Genomic DNA, 12,382 nt, shown 5'->3' with positions numbered 1-12,382 from the left:
GAAATGCCTATGCCGAAGGCCGCAATGGCGCCTTCGGCAGCGGAATGAATTCCGTCTCGCCCGGCACCTGCCCCATGCGCTGGGCGCTCCAGTCGTCGGCCGCCTGCGACAAGCGCTCCTTGCTCGATGAGACGAAATTCCAGAACAGGAAGCGGTGGCCGTCCAGCGGCTCACCGCCGATGACAACAAACTGCACCGGGCCGCTGCCTGCCGTCACGACAGGCACCTTGCCCTCCTCCAGCAAGGCCATGGTGTGCGGCAGCAGCGCCACGCCATCGACCAGCACGTCCCCGCTGATCGGGTAAATCGCCGCTTCCGCCGGCAAGCCCTCTAGGCGCAGCGCCTTGCCCGCCTGCAGCGCCACGTCCAGGTACAAGGTCTGCATATAGGTGCGCACGGGCGAGGTCTTGCCAAACGCCGTGCCGATCAACACTTTCACGATGGCGCCATCGAGCGGCACGACGGGAATGTCGGCCTGCGGCGTGTGCGTGAAACTCGGTTCATCCTCTTCATGCGCCTTCGGCAGCGCGGCCCACAGTTGCAAGCCGTGGGTACGGTGCGGTTGTCCCGCCAGGTCGTGCGGCGTGCGCTCGGAATGCACGATGCCGCGCCCGGCCGTCATCCAGTTGATGGCGCCCGGTTCGATGCGCTGATAAGACCCTATGCTGTCACGGTGGTCGATCGCGCCTTCGAAGAGATAGGTGACGGTGGCCAGGCCAATATGCGGATGGGGGCGCACGTCGTGGTTGGCGTCCGGCGCCACGTCGATGGGGCCGAAATGGTCAAAGAAAATGAAGGGGCCGACGGCCTGTTTTACTGCAGAAGGCAGCAAGCGCCGCACGACAAAGCCGCCCCCGAGGTCCTTTTCGTGGCTTTTCAGGATAGCCGCGCTCATGCCAGCACCGTCGTCACTTCGGTGGTCACAGCCGTCATCAGCTTGTGCAGCGGGCATTTGCCGGCTGCGGCCAGCAATTCCTGGCGCTGCGCGTCGCTCAAGTCACCGGTCAGGTGCAGGGTGGCGGCCAGGCGGTACACGCCCTTGCGCTCTTCGCTGGCATCGCGCTCGGTCGACACTTCCACGTGTTCCAGGGGGATGCCCTTGTGCCTGGCATACCAGACCACCGTGAGCGCCTTGCAGGCCGACAGGGCCGCGTCGTACAGGTCGTGCGGAGACGGGCCGGCATCGCCGCCACCTTCCTCTATCGAGGCGTCGGCGGAGATGATGTGATCGCGCACGTGCACGATGTGGCGCATGGGTTGCGACTGGTCGCGGATGGCTTTGATGGTCATGGCGTTCCTTGGTGCGTTTGGAAAGCCACAATTTACACCGTTTGCCCGCTTTGCGCAGCCCGCTCCCGGGGCGCCTGGCTATTTGATGCGGAACACGGCGTCGACCGTCTGCGCCATCTTCAGGCTGGTGACGATCAGCATGTCGTCGGGATTTTTCTGCGCGCGACTGTTGGCGCGCTGGTAACGATCGGACGGCACCAGGCCCACCGCATTACCCAGGTTTTTCAGCTGGTCCGACGAGATGCCGGCCACGGCGCCCGCGCGCTTGCCGAAGCCGCGCGCCATCGCGTCGGCCTTGCGCTGCGCATCCTTGACGGCCTCGCCCACCAGTTCCTCCTCCAGGCGGACGCGCTGCGTGGCGCCGAAGGTGGTGGCAAACGCATCGAGATTGGGCATGGCCAGCAGCGGGCGCATGACGGCGGGCCACTTTGACAGATCCGCCACGTTGATATGCACGCTGGCCTTGATCAGGTACTGCGGATTGGCCGGGTCCTGCTCGGCGCCCTTGCGGATTTCCTTGCGTACGTCGCGCACCTCGATGCCTGCCGCCGCCTCGGCCAGGCCTTGCTCCAGCAACAGCGCCTTGATTTCCGTGATGCGCGTCTGCACGAGGGCCGTGGCCACCTCCGGCACGGGGTCGTAGACGCTGACGTCGAAGTCGATCTCGCCCAGGTCCGGCATGATGAAACTGTAGGCCGTGCCCGTCGCATGGATGAAGGGGTAGGCAGGCAAGTCGCCGGCAAGGGCAGGCATGGGCAGGCAAACGAAGAGGATGGACAGCAGGCGGTTCTTGAACACGGATACTCCAGCGCAGTTAAGATGCATGAAGTATCCGTCAAGATGACACTTTTGACAATTAATTAGTCGAGCGTGCGCGCCACCCGGAAGCCCACGATGTCGTTCGACAGCACGGTGGAAAAGCTATTGCGCACGGCCGAGCGCAGGTAGCGCGGGTGGTACAGCCAGGAGCCGCCGCGCAGGATGCGCCGGCTGCTGTCGCAGCCCTCTTCCCACGCGCTGCCATCGACGGGCGCGCCTTCGTAATTGTCGTGCACCACGTCCTGCACCCATTCCCACACATTGCCATGCATGTCGAACAAGCCCCAGGAATTCGGCGCGAAGCTGCCCAACGGGCTGGTGCCGCCGCGGTACACACCGCGCGGGCCGCCATTGTAGACATACAGGCCATCGTAGTTGGCTTGCTCGGTGCTGATCGTTTCGCCCACGTTGAAGGCGGTGCGCGTGCCGGCGCGGCAGGCGTATTCCCATTCGGCTTCGCTGGGCAAGCGGTACTGCCGGCCCGTGCGGTCGCTCAGCCACGCCAGGTACAGCTGCGCATCATTCCAGCTCACGCCCACCACCGGGTGCTGGTCGTTCTGCACGAACCCAGGATTGTCCCAGTCCGTTTCGGAACCGCCCGCCCATTGCGTCGCTTGCACAAAGGCGCGCCATTCTCCCACGCTGACGGGATGGCGCGCCAGCGCGAACGGACGCTCGATGCCGACCCAGTGCTGCGGCGTCTCTCGCTCGAGCCAGGCCTGCTGCGAGCCTGCCTGGATGGCGGCCTTGTGTTCCGTCTCGTGCGCACCCATCTGGAAGCGGCCGCTGGGAATGAGCACCAGTTCCGGCCCCTGCCCCGGGCCATCGAGGAAATCATCGCGCAAGATGCCTTCGGCATTGGCCACCGGTGCCACGTGTTCCGTTTCTGCTGCCGGCACGGATGCCGGCGCCGGGACAGATGCGGCGGCGGCGCGGCTGGCCTCTTCCCTGCGCGCGCGTTCCTGCTCGGCGCGATAGGCCGCCTCCGCCTTGGCGACGATGGCCTTGCGCTGCAATTCCTGGTGTTCCTGCAAGGCGGTGGCGGCATCAGCTTCGCGGCGCGCGCGCAACTGGCCGCGCAGCGCTTCCTTGCGCAGCTTGCGCGCCTCTTCGGCTTCGAAATGGCGCTGCGCCTCCTGCTCGCGGCGCAGTTTGTCCTGCCGCTGCTTTTCCAGCGCAGCGGCCTGGATTTCCGCCTTGCGCCGCTGGTCCAGTTCTTCCTGGCGCGCGCGCGCTTCCTTCAGCGCCGCTTCGCGGGCCTGTTCGGCGGCCAGCGCCGCCTGCTTTTGCTGCTGCGCCGCCCGCGCCTGCTGCTGGCGCGCCTGTTCCGCCAGTTCTTCAGGCGACGGTCCGGCGGCGCGCTCCAGCCCTTCCAGCAAGGCTTGCACGGATTGCGGCCGCAATTCCGCCATCAAGGAAAAGCCGTTCTGCAGCACCTGCCACTGCGCTGCATTGAGCGACTGCGGTGACGACGGCAAATGGCTGGCGCTGCGCGCATCGTCGAACGGCATGCGCCCTTCGAGCATCTGGTAAATCATCACGGCCACCGCATAGACATCCAGGCGCGGGCTGGGCTGGCGCTGATTGGCGCCTGCCTCGGGCGCCCGATAACCGTGCGTGCCCGCATTCGGCGTTTCCAGCGCCAGGCTGCTGTCCGCATTGCGCACGCGTGTAGCGATGCCGTAATCGAGCAGCTTGATGTCGCCTTTCGCCGTCAGGAAGACATTCCCCGGCTTGATGTCGCGGTGCACCAGCTTGTGTTTTTCCCACGCATACGACAAGGCATCGGCTACCGGCTGCAGCAATTGCTGCACGGTCGACAGAGGCAGCGTGCCCTGGCGCCCAAGATAGTGCTCGAGGTCTTCTCCATCGAGGCATTCCATGATGATGAAATAGCTGGCCGTGGCCGGGTCTTGCGCCCACTCATAGACGCGCACGATGTTTTCATGCGCGAGTTTGCGCGCCTGGGTGGCTTCCTCGATCAGCAGCTTGGCATGCGTGGCGCTCTGCGTCAGCTGCGCCGGCAAGATCTTCAGCGCCACCATTTCGCTGCTGCCCAGCTCCGCGTGAGTGGCCAGGTCGGTGGCTTGCCACACCTGCCCCATGCCGCCCGTGCCAATCAGCCGTTCGAGCCGGTAGCGGCGGTTTTGCGGGCCGATTTCCTGGCCCGTCATGAAGCCCAGTTCCGTACCCTGGCGCACGGGCAGAGGCGCGGGCGCGGCGCCCGGCGGCGCGTACTCGGCGTCAAGGATGGCGTTCTTGCGGCGTTCAAATTCCTGCTCGCTGAGCAGCCCGTCGTCGTGAAGGGCGCGCAGTTCCCGCAGTTTGTCTCGTGCTTTTTGCATCATCTGGGGTGAAACGCTTCCATCAAGGCTGCAGGGCGACGCCGCAGGCGGCGCAGAATTTATCTTCCGGATGGCCCGCGCGCTGCGCATGGCCGTTCTTGCAGCGTGCCGGCGCGGCAGCGGCGGCACCGGGCTGCAGCGCCTGCGCCACGGCCACGCCCAGCTGCGCCTGCGCCGACAGGCCATGCGCGTGCGCAGCGTTGTGCAAGTTGATCAGGTCCAACTGCTGGCGCCGTTCACGCTCCGCCTGGCCTTCCAGGTAGCTGCGCTCCTGCGCCACGCTGTCCTGCGCCATGCGCATGGCATCCAGCGGCGCGACGCTGTTCTCGGCCGCCGCCAGCGCAGCCAGCGCGTGGATCTGCTCGGCGCTCATGCCTGCCTGCAACTGTACCTTCAGCACTTGCGCCAGCGCGGCCGCATTCTGCCCGGCGGCCATGGCCACCTTGCCCGTGTCGCTCAGCGTGCCGATTTTCTCGATGCGATCGATGTCGATGCGCGCCAGTTCGGCGGCATGCGCCTGTTGCGCCAGCAAGGCTTCATATTCGCCCTTCCAGCGCGCGTAGTCGCTTTCGCGCTGCTGCGCCATGGCCAGCAGATCGCGCTGCCATTGCGCTTCCTGCTCCAGTTGGCGCAGCTGCTGGCGCTGTTCTTCGATGGCCAGCGCGTCGAGCTGCGCCAGCTGTGTTTGCTGCTGCAACTGGCGTGCGTGCACGCCATCGGCCTCGATGGTGCGCAGCAGCTTTTCCTGCTGCGCGATGGCGTCCTCGCGCGCGCCGCTGCGCCGCAGCACCGCCACTTTTTCCGCGATTTCTGCCGCCTGCACCTGGGCCGCTTCATCCTTGTGCGCCTCGGCGCGCAGCAGCTCGCGCTGGCGCGCCAGCTGCATCTGGTCTTCCCACTCCTGCACCCGCTCGGCTTCGCGTTTGCGCGCCGCATTCGCCAGCATCAGGCCCTGCCAGGCTGCCTGGTGCTGCTCCGCCTCCAGCTGCGCCTCGCGCTGCGCCGCATCCGCTTCGGCCTGGCGCAGGCGCGCCAGCTGGGTGCGGCGCCCGGTTTCGTCGTCGATCAGCAGCGCGCTTTCAATTTGCTGCGCGATCGACTGCAAGTGGACTTGATGGGTAAAGCGCTGCTGCGCCAGCTGGATTTGCTCGCGCCCATGCAGTTGCGACAGTTCCAGCTCGCTGCGCATCTTGATGGTGGCCAGCGCGCGCACGTGTTCCCAGTTGGCCGCTTCATCGGCGCGCTGCGCGCCCTTTTGCGCCAGTTCCTGTTCCAGCTCACCCAGCGCCAGCGCGGCGCCATGGTCGAGCGCCTGGCGCCGCGATTTCGCTTCCAGGATGCGGCCATACAGGTCGATCTGGCGCCCGCGCAGCGCTTGCAGGCGCTCCGCTTCCTGGTAGCCCTGCTCCGCCTTTTCCACCGTCGCATCCTGCTGCAGCTCTGCGCGCCGGTGCGCATGGCGCGCCGCCAGCTCTTCGCGGCGAATGCGCTGCCACTCTTCCTCGTCATACAGCTGGTCGAGCTGCTTCATGCGCTCCAGGCTGTGCTGTTCCAGTTCCTGCGCCGGCAAGCCGCCCAGCCACAGGGTGCCGATGGCTGCGTCGCCGTTGCCCTCGCGCTTGTCGTGCCGCAGGCTGAGGGTGTCCACGCGCGCCACGGCCAGGCCGCTGGGCGCCAGGCGTTGGGTCAGGGCCGATTGCAGGCGTTCGTTCAATTCGGGCCGCAAGTCGGCATTCGCGTCCATTTCGCGCAGCGCGCGGCTGCCGATGAATTCCAGCGCAATCTGGCGCACGGACGGCAGCAGCAAGGCGTGCAGGTGGGCGCGCGTGACGGCGCCCGGCGCGCGCATGAACTGGCGCGCGAACGCATCGGGCTGGCCCAGCGCGATATCTACGCGCAGGGATGCGGCGACGTTCAGCAACTCCGTGCTTGCCAGGCCGGGCAGGTCGAATTCCAGGCTGACCGCGTCGGCGCGCGCAATCAGCACTTCCGCCGGACGCGCCGGCAGCAGCGCAGGCAGGCGCGCAAAGAAGGTGGCGCTATCGTAGTCGCCGGCTGGTATCAAGGTGAAAGCGTCCGATTGCACGATCCAGGCACGCGACTCGGCGGGCACCTGCAGGCGGCGCGCCGCGCCGCCGAACAGCGAGGACAGTTCGCGCACGCCGAAGAACAGGGCCAGTTGCCCATCGGCAAGATGCCACTGATTGGCGTGCAGCACCGCGTCGCTGTCGGGGGCGCCCAGCGACAAGCCGCAATGCGCGCAATAGCCGGCGGCAGCGCCGTTCTTGTGCTCGCAGCGCGGGCAGCGGGCGCCGCCAAAACCAAACAATTGGAACATGTGTGACTCCTGATGAGAATGATTGTGTGCACAAGCATGTGCAACACCGCTGCCATGCCGATTCTAGCAGGACAGCTGGCGCAGCACCTGGCACGCGCCATGTGTGCGCGACGCGGCTCACAACAGGCGCACAACACTGTGCAGTGTCAAATAATGCCATAGGGCAATTGCATTCATATGCAGGGATACAGGGCGAATTAGGCCTCAATTCAAGCGGTCGCCCGCCAGCACAGGGCGCAGGCATTTCAGCGCCGTTTTTTTGCAGGCCATCCCGCCAAAACCACGGCTGGTCGCATGCGCATGGCGCATGGGCGCGCGCATGGCTACAGTGCAGACATACCCACCCGCCACCAGAAAGGAACGATCATGAAAGCCTTGAAAAACATGGAAGCCATCTTTACCGTCGCCGTCGCCATCGCCTGCGGCGCCAGCTATGCCAGCTTCGCCCAGCCAACGGCCACGAAAACAGCCGCTGCGACGCAAGCCGGCGCCATCCCCGTGGTGGTGGTCAGCGCCAAGCGCCTGACGGAACAGGAAAAGAAAATCTCGCTGATCGAGGAACGGCAAGCCTTGCTGGGCAACGCCACCGCCAGCACCATGTGAAGCATCCATGCTGACTCCACGCCGCCTGGCGCCCCACGGCTAGCCAACGCGTCAGGCCGCCATTTGTATCTGCCACGGATACACGGACACACATTATTGTGTCAATTGTAATAAGTTGAATCAAAGGCGAAAAACCGCCAGCAAGCGCCTATAGTCCATTTCATGCAATCACCGAAATGGAGAACACCATGAAACCCATCACACTCTACGCAGCAGCCATGCTTGCCATCAGCGCCGCGGCCTTCTTGCCCGTGCAGGCCATGGCACAGAATCAGCTCGGCGTCAGCATTGTCGTCGGCAACGCCCCGCCTCCCCCACGCTTTGAAAGCGCGCCAGCTCCGCGTGCCGGCTATGTCTGGGCACCGGGCTACTGGAACTGGGATGGCCAGCGCCATGTCTGGAACAGCGGCGAATGGCTGCGCGAACGCGGCGGCAACGAGTACCGCCGGGCCGCCTGGATACAAGAAAACAACCGCTGGCGCCTGGACCGTGGCGGCTGGGTCGCCGCGCAAGTGCAGCCCGTGCGCTATGACGAGATCCGCATCGCCCCGCCGCCACCGCGCCGTGAAGCCATCCCGCGCGCGCGCCACGGCTACATCTGGGCGCCCGGCCACTGGGAATGGCGCGGCCAGCGCTACGCCTGGACGCCAGGCGTGTGGATCGCCGAACGCCCCGGCTATGTGTATGCGCCGCCCGCCTGGAACCAGCGCGATGGCCGCTGGCAGATGGAGCAAGGCCGCTGGTCGCCACGCGGGCCGAACGGCGACCGCGACCGCGACGGCATCCCCAACCGCTATGACCGCGACAATGGCAATCGCCACGACCGCGACGGCGATGGGGTACCGAACCGCGACGACCGGCGTCCGAACAACCCGAACCGCAGCTAATACGCGGCAGTAGTTCTCACCAAGGCCACCCATCGCGGTGGCCTTGTCATTTTCCGGACATATCCGTGTATTAAAATCGCGCGACGATCAATCACACTGCACGAGAAAGATTCACGATGGCGATGGAAACTGCCGGTTTCACCTATGGTTCGGACACCTCGGGCCTGGTCTGGGGCTTCCTGTTTGGCCGCGCGGTGCAGCCGCTGGCGCTCGACTCGACGGCCGCGCTGGCCTGGCTGGCCGATGGCGCAGCCAGGCCGGCGCAGGAATTTGTCTGGCTGCATTTCAATTTGTCGCATGCGGCCAGCGAAAAATGGCTGATGACGCATACGCAGCTGGCCGACGAATTCTATGAAACCCTGCACCAGGGTTCCCGCTCCACGCGTATCGAACAGGCGGAAAACACCCTGATCGCCGTGGTCAACGATGTGGTGCACAATTTCTCGTTCGAAGCGTCCGATATTTCCACCATGTGGGCCAGCGTGGCGCAAAACCTCGTCATCACGGCGCGCCGCGCGCCACTGCAGTCGATCGAGCGCCTGCGCCAGGCCGTCATCAAGAACCACGAGCCGATCCGCTCGTCGGTGGAACTGCTGATCCATCTGCTGCGCGACCAGGCCGACGTGCTGGTCAACATCGTGCGCGATGCCGTGGCACGGGTCGACGATATCGAAGACCATTTGCTGGCGGGTCGCCTGGTGCCCAAGCGCGAAGACCTGGGCGCCATGCGACGCGTGCTGGTGCGGCTGCAGCGCCTGCTGGCGCCGGAACCGGCAGCCCTGTTCCGCCTGCTGCAACGCCCGCCGGCGTGGGTATCGGAGCTGGACAGCCTGGAACTGCGCCAGTCTACGGAAGAATTTTCCGTGGTGCTCAGCGACATGTCGTCCTTGCAGGAACGCATCAAGCTGCTGCAGGAAGAGATTGCCGCCAGGGTCAACGAGGAAAACAGCCGCAGCCTGTTCGTGCTGACCATCGTCACCGTGCTGGCCTTGCCGATCAATATTATCGCCGGCATGCTGGGCATGAATGTGGGGGGGATTCCGCTGGCCCAGCACCCGCAGGGTTTCTGGATCATCGTTGCCATTATCATCACGTTTACCGTCGTGGCGGGATGGCTGGTGGTGCGCGTGCAACGCAATAGCTAATGATTGGAAACACGGCCAGACAGGCGAACGGCAGGCGCCGTCCGCCATCACGATTTAACGGTGGTATTCGCCGGCCCGTTCAGGCTGATAAACGATTTCCTCGATCTTCACCTTCACCACGCCGCCCGGCATGGGCCAGGCGATGCTGTCGCCGATGGATAAGCCCAGCAGTGCGCTGCCGACGGGCGCCAGCACGGAAATGCGATCAGCCTGGCCTTCCACATCCTTCGGATACACGAGCGTCAGGCAGAATTCCTCCTTGTTTTCTACCGTGAAGCGCACGGTAGAATTCATCGTCACGACGGTGGGCGGTATTTCTTGTGGCTCGAGCACCTCGGCACGGCCCAGCTCATCGAGCAAGGCGGCCTTGTCCGGCGACAAGTTATTTCCCAAGGCATACAACAACGCTTCCAGTCGTTCCAGGTCTTGTGACGACAAAATAATTTTTGGTTTTTTTTCCAAGATATCCTCACTATTGATCATTAGGGCGACGTCCGGTTTTGCTGGCGGCAGTTTACTTGGCCGCGGCAGACAAAACAAACAGCATCAGAACGTCCATCATCAGCGGATTATGGACGAACTCGCGGAGCAAGGCCATAGCGTTCTCGCATTCTTCATTAAAATTTATTAAAATCAATGACTTGCAATGCCCGATACAGACAAAAATATTAATCCCTGCTGAGATGACAGGAGGCAATCAAGTTATTCTTCATGACATTTTGTTTACCTGCAGCATGTTTTTAAGAGAAAAAACCCACTAGCAAAAAAAGGATTAAAATTCAGTCTGCATTATTATTAGAAAGACACGCCCCGCATTTTCCGCCTGACTTGTCGCCTTGCATGCGGCCATCGGCCTGCGGCATGGCCACTAAATTGCCGCGCACCCTGTACTTTCACGCTGCGAAATGACAATATATCGGCCTTAACAACACGTTGAGAGTTCCGGCTCACTTCGGTTTTCATCAGACTGGAACGTAAAGTATGGCAGGGCGAGGCGGGATCACACGGGGCGGCGGCAAGCGGGGCCGGCAGGAGAATGCGTCATGATGGCGCCATTGATGCTGCCCTTGGTGCAGTTGCGTGGTGACCGAATAGCCAGGCTGAATCTGCTGGCCGCAGCGGCCATGCTGGCCACGGCCAGCATGCTGCTGATCCTCTTCCAGTTGTTTTCCCTCCAGGCATCTTTCCAGCGCAATCTGCGCATCCACGCCGACATGCTGGCGCCTGCTGCGACACTAGCCATGCGCCGGGATGATCGTCTTGCGGCGCAACAGCTGCTCGCTCCCCTCGCCGCCGTCCCGCATGTCCAGCAAGCGCTGCTCTACAGTCCGTATGGCACGCCATTCGCCCGCTACGCACGCAGCGCCAGCGACGCCGCGCCCACGGCGCCGCGCACCGGCCTGCAGATCGATTACCTGGACGGCAGCGCCGCCCTCCTCCAGACCTTGCCCGGCGGCGGCGCACTGTATCTGCGCGCCAGCCTGGCGCCGCTGTTTGGCAGCCTGGCGCAATTTGCCACCTTCACCCTGCTGGTCTGCCTGTGTGCCTTCGGCCTGACGCTCCTGATGGTGCGGCGCACGCGCACCGCCGCCGAGCAAGCGGAAAGCCATTTGCACTACCTGGCCCACGTCGACCCTGTCACGCAACTGCCGAACCGCCATGAATTCAACGGCGCCCTGGCCTACGCGCTGGCGCGCGCCGACCGCCAGGACAGCAGCGTGGGACTGCTGCTGCTGGACCTCGACAACTTCAAGGTGGTCAACGATACGCTGGGTCACCACTGCGGCGACCAGCTGCTCAAACTCGTTGCCGAACGCCTGGTGGAGATCCTGCGCGGCACCGACATCACCTGCCGCATCGGCGGCGACGAATTCGTCGTCATCGTCGAACCGGCCGACGACGCCTCGGAAATGGCCAGCGTGGCGCGCAAGATCCTCGCTGTGCTGGCCCCGCCGTTCGCACTGGAAGGCCACCAGCTGTATGTCAGCGCCAGCATCGGCGTAAGCCTGTATCCGTTTGACGCGCAGGACGTGGCCACTCTGACCCGCAATGCCGACACGGCCATGTACCACGCCAAGCACCAGGGCAAGAACCGCTACGCCGTGTTCAAGGCCGAAATGGAATTGCGCGCCCAGCGCCGCCTGCGCATGGAAGCAAACCTGCGCAAGGCCCTGCAAAACGAAGAACTGTATCTGCACTACCAGCCGCAAATCGACTTGCGCAGCGGGCGCATCGTCGGCGTGGAAGCGCTGATACGCTGGCATTGCCACGAGATGGGGCAGCTCAGCCCCAGCGAATTCATTCCCGTGGCCGAGGAAAGTGGCATCATCGTCGAACTGGGGCACTGGGTGCTGCAAAGCGCCTGCCGCCAGGCGGCCCTCTGGTGCAAGGCCGGCCTGCTCGATTCGCTTGAACACGTGGCCGTCAACCTGTCGGCCTGCCAGGCGCGCGACCCAGGACTGATGGACGGTATCCGCGCCATCCTGCAGGAGACGCAACTGCCGCATGGCTTGCTGGAGCTGGAAATCACGGAAGGGGTCTTGATGGACAATATTCACGCCAACGTGGAACTGATGCGCCGCCTGCAGGAAACGGGCATCCACCTGTCGATCGACGATTTCGGCACTGGCTATTCCTCGATGTCGTACCTGAAGCGCCTGCCCATCGATCAATTGAAAATCGACCGCAGCTTCGTGCACGACCTGCCCGGCGAGGGCGAAGCCATCGTCACGGCCATCATCGCCATGGCGCACAGCCTGCATCTGAAAGTGGTGGCCGAAGGCGTGGAAACGGTGCAGCAGGTGGAGTTTTTAAGAAAGGCCGGCTGCGACAACGTGCAGGGCTTTTTCTTTGCGCGCCCCATGACGGCGGCGCAGTTGACGGCATTGCTGCTGGAGCGGCGCGACTGGAGTACGCGCACCGTCATGACGGCATAAAAAAAGGCAGAACCGCTGG

At 64.1% G+C, this 12,382-nt stretch carries 10 protein-coding genes; 4 read left to right on the top strand and 6 right to left on the bottom strand.

Features of this window, described 5'->3' with window-relative positions; translation table 11 throughout:
* Positions 1-7: 7 nt before the first annotated feature.
* From C8C89_RS14335 to C8C89_RS14315, 5 genes are all read right to left on the bottom strand, one after another.
* Positions 8-895: a pirin family protein gene (locus C8C89_RS14335; protein WP_133990513.1), complete on the bottom strand. Its 888-nt coding sequence runs from the start codon at positions 893-895 to the stop codon at positions 8-10.
* Positions 892-1,290, bottom strand: a complete 399-nt coding sequence (locus tag C8C89_RS14330) for an OsmC family protein (RefSeq protein ID WP_101481810.1) — start codon at positions 1,288-1,290, stop codon at positions 892-894. Before C8C89_RS14330 ends, C8C89_RS14335 begins: the two co-directional genes overlap by 4 nt.
* A gap of 78 nt (positions 1,291-1,368) precedes the next feature.
* Positions 1,369-2,088, bottom strand: coding sequence for an SIMPL domain-containing protein (locus C8C89_RS14325; RefSeq protein ID WP_243858019.1), 720 nt, complete (start codon positions 2,086-2,088; stop codon positions 1,369-1,371).
* Between the two features lie 62 nt (positions 2,089-2,150).
* Positions 2,151-4,457: an SUMF1/EgtB/PvdO family nonheme iron enzyme gene (locus C8C89_RS14320; protein WP_166674741.1), complete on the bottom strand. Its 2,307-nt coding sequence runs from the start codon at positions 4,455-4,457 to the stop codon at positions 2,151-2,153.
* A 19-nt stretch (positions 4,458-4,476) separates the two neighbouring features.
* Entirely contained in the window at positions 4,477-6,792 is a 2,316-nt protein-coding gene (locus C8C89_RS14315; RefSeq protein WP_133990509.1) for a hypothetical protein, read from the bottom strand.
* 366 nt (positions 6,793-7,158) lie between these two features.
* On the opposite strand from C8C89_RS14315, the gene C8C89_RS14310 reads away from it, so the two are divergent.
* The 3 genes from C8C89_RS14310 (at position 7,159) to C8C89_RS14300 (ending at position 9,427) form a co-directional block, all read left to right on the top strand.
* Positions 7,159-7,395, top strand: coding sequence for a hypothetical protein (locus C8C89_RS14310; RefSeq protein WP_133990507.1), 237 nt, complete (start codon positions 7,159-7,161; stop codon positions 7,393-7,395).
* A 188-nt stretch (positions 7,396-7,583) separates the two neighbouring features.
* On the top strand, positions 7,584-8,282 hold the full coding sequence (locus C8C89_RS27345; RefSeq protein ID WP_243858018.1) for a YXWGXW repeat-containing protein: 699 nt from the start codon (positions 7,584-7,586) through the stop codon (positions 8,280-8,282).
* A 116-nt stretch (positions 8,283-8,398) separates the two neighbouring features.
* Positions 8,399-9,427 (top strand): transporter, encoded by a 1,029-nt coding sequence (locus C8C89_RS14300; protein ID WP_180338485.1) that lies wholly within the window; start codon positions 8,399-8,401, stop codon positions 9,425-9,427.
* A 54-nt stretch (positions 9,428-9,481) separates the two neighbouring features.
* Here the strand turns inward: C8C89_RS14300 and rnk are convergent, their stop codons facing one another.
* Positions 9,482-9,889 carry a nucleoside diphosphate kinase regulator gene (gene rnk / locus C8C89_RS14295; protein ID WP_166674740.1) on the bottom strand — a complete coding sequence of 136 codons (408 nt, stop codon included), beginning with the start codon at positions 9,887-9,889 and terminating at the stop codon, positions 9,482-9,484.
* Between the two features lie 581 nt (positions 9,890-10,470).
* On the opposite strand from rnk, the gene C8C89_RS14290 reads away from it, so the two are divergent.
* The gene (locus C8C89_RS14290) at positions 10,471-12,363 is read left to right on the top strand and encodes an EAL domain-containing protein (RefSeq protein WP_133990505.1); all 1,893 of its coding nucleotides are present in this window, start codon (positions 10,471-10,473) and stop codon (positions 12,361-12,363) included.
* Positions 12,364-12,382: the final 19 nt, after the last annotated feature.

This window comes from Janthinobacterium sp. 75, from assembly GCF_004365495.1.
GTDB lineage: Bacteria > Pseudomonadota > Gammaproteobacteria > Burkholderiales > Burkholderiaceae_D > Janthinobacterium.
This window is presented reverse-complemented; position numbering and strand designations above follow the sequence as displayed.

Bases quoted from the DNA above. Each gene is read 5' to 3' on its own strand.
- C8C89_RS14290 (WP_133990505.1), top strand. From the start codon at position 10,471: ATGATGGCGCCATTGATGCTGCCCTTGGTGCAGTTGCGTGGTGACCGA.
- C8C89_RS14330 (WP_101481810.1), bottom strand. From the start codon at position 1,290: ATGACCATCAAAGCCATCCGCGACCAGTCGCAACCCATGCGCCACATC.
- C8C89_RS14335 (WP_133990513.1), bottom strand. From the start codon at position 895: ATGAGCGCGGCTATCCTGAAAAGCCACGAAAAGGACCTCGGGGGCGGC.
- C8C89_RS27345 (WP_243858018.1), top strand. From the start codon at position 7,584: ATGAAACCCATCACACTCTACGCAGCAGCCATGCTTGCCATCAGCGCC.
- C8C89_RS14320 (WP_166674741.1), bottom strand. From the start codon at position 4,457: ATGATGCAAAAAGCACGAGACAAACTGCGGGAACTGCGCGCCCTTCAC.
- C8C89_RS14300 (WP_180338485.1), top strand. From the start codon at position 8,399: ATGGCGATGGAAACTGCCGGTTTCACCTATGGTTCGGACACCTCGGGC.
- C8C89_RS14315 (WP_133990509.1), bottom strand. From the start codon at position 6,792: ATGTTCCAATTGTTTGGTTTTGGCGGCGCCCGCTGCCCGCGCTGCGAG.
- C8C89_RS14310 (WP_133990507.1), top strand. From the start codon at position 7,159: ATGAAAGCCTTGAAAAACATGGAAGCCATCTTTACCGTCGCCGTCGCC.